Below are 2,144 nucleotides of genomic sequence, written 5' to 3' on the forward strand. Positions count from 1 at the left end.
TTACTCTTTCAACACTTTTATACTCTGCCAATTCCCGTTTTCATTTCCAATTCTTAATAGATAATACCCTTTTGATAAGTCTTGCACCGCGATTGTATTATCAATTGTTGTAAGTTTGCCTTGTTTTACTAGCTGCCCAGTGATGGTGTAAAGTTCGTAGTTTGCATTTTCATTGATAGCCACTGTTAAAACATTTCTTGCAGGATTAGGATAGACTTTGATGGTATTGGTTTCGAAAGTTTCATTGCTTAATGGGCTGCAAGGTTCTGTAGCAAATTTGGCAATGAAGAAATCAGTAGTTCCTCCTTCATTAGTAACAGAATTTCCATTGGTATCATAAATTAGAGCAGCAAAACCACCACCTACTAGGTAATCACCAGATGCATCAACGGTTATTGCTGTGCCTCTGTCTGTAGATCCTACAGTACTAGTTATGTTATGCAAACTTAAACAAGATCCAGTTGTACTATCAAAGCGAGCTAATAAAACGTCTTGACCTTCATTAGTTGCTGTAACATAGATAGATTGAGTACCCCAAGTAAAATTTGTTCCTGCACACCAACCAGTAAAAGCTATTTCATTACCATTGTAAACTAAAGCACCATATCCTGATGTTGCAACTGTACTGTGATGAGAAGCCCAAAGCAAGTTATCTGCAGTAGCATCTAACTTCATAACAAATGCTGGTGAGCTAAAAGAAGCTGTAAAGCCCATAAAACTATCGATGGCAGCTCCTGCAATTTTACCACCAATATAAATATTGTTTTGAGGGTCAAAATCTAAGGAATATATAACGAGAGAGCCTGCCATTGCTTGCGTGTTTTCTCTTTTCCATAGTAAATTACCATTATTGTCATAACAAACTAAAGCAGCCGCATTTACAACCGGTTGTCCGTTAATAGTGAAAGTAGTGGAACTTGTTTTAGCAAAAGTCATATAATAAAACCCATTATTAGGATTACGATAATAATTTACTATTATGCTGAAAATACCTTGAATGTTTCCCAACTGTGTAGCTTCAATAAAAGAGCCATCTAAATTATACTTTAAAACATAGGGAGCGTGGGTTTCTGAAGTACTGTTGGTAAAAGCCCCATCAGCATAAGTACCAGGTGGAAGCCACACAAACCAATATAAAATATCATCTTGAATTTGGAAATTAAAGCTTGCTGTATAGGTTATTGCATTGGAAGATGTTGTTGGAAGTTGTGGACGCTTAATGTATTGAAATACCCCGTTTATATCAAACTTTGCTAAAAAAATTAAACTACAAGCATTAGATGCATTGCTAAATGTATAATCATTTTCGATTCTTCCTGGATAAGGTTGTGAAACACTACCGTTATCACAAGATGCTATCCTACCTGCTACATACACATTGTCTTGTGAATCTACTTGAACGGAACTGATGTTTTCTGTACCCGATCCTCCAATAATTTTACTCCAACGGTAGGTACCATCGCAAGAAAAGCTTGCTAAAACAATGTCGGTAGGAAATGAACTAGGGTTGTCATAATTGGTTTTTGGGTTGCCATCTACGTTTAGGTTACTCATGCCAACTTTTGATAAAACATAAACATTTTTTTGACTATCTGTAGCAATACTATATACCTGTTCATAATCGTTTGAACCTAAATTTTCAGCACTTCCTCCGTCTTTAATCCATTGAAAAGATTGGGCACAGCCTAAAAAAGGCATAAGATAAAAGACATAAGGCAAAAGGTAATAGAGGATTGTTTTCTTCATATTACTCTTTCAACACTTTTATACTCTGCCAATTCCCGTTTTCATTTCCAATTCTTAATAGATAATACCCTTTTGATAAGTCTTGCACCGCGATTGTATTATCAATTGTTGTAAGTTTGCCTTGTTTTACTAGCTGCCCAGTGATGGTGTAAAGTTCGTAGTTTGCATTTTCATTGATAGCCACTGTTAAAACATTTCTTGCAGGATTAGGATAGACTTTGATGGTATTGGTTTCGAAAGTTTCATTGCTTAATGGGCTGCAAGGTTCTGTAGCAAATTTGGCAATGAAGAAATCAGTAGTTCCTCCTTCATTAGTAACAGAATTTCCATTGGTATCATAAATTAGAGCAGCAAAACCACCACCTACTAGGTAATCACCAGATGCATCAACGGTTATT

At 36.0% G+C, this 2,144-nt stretch carries 2 protein-coding genes; both read right to left on the minus strand.

Going from position 1 to position 2,144, the window contains the following annotated elements; genetic code table 11:
* A complete protein-coding gene (locus DPN68_RS12935) occupies positions 1 to 1,746 on the minus strand; it encodes a T9SS type A sorting domain-containing protein (protein ID WP_113990039.1) in 1,746 nt (581 codons plus the stop codon).
* Between the two features lies 1 nt (position 1,747).
* Positions 1,748 to 2,144, minus strand: a 397-nt coding sequence (locus tag DPN68_RS12940; protein WP_157958512.1) for a T9SS type A sorting domain-containing protein, incomplete at its 5' end; no start/stop codon positions are given.

This window comes from Flavobacterium tibetense (assembly GCF_003293845.1).
Lineage (GTDB): Bacteria > Bacteroidota > Bacteroidia > Flavobacteriales > Flavobacteriaceae > Flavobacterium > Flavobacterium tibetense.

Excerpts from the sequence above, each read along its gene's own strand:
- DPN68_RS12935 (WP_113990039.1), bottom strand. The coding sequence starts at position 1,746 with ATGAAGAAAACAATCCTCTATTACCTTTTGCCTTATGTCTTTTATCTT.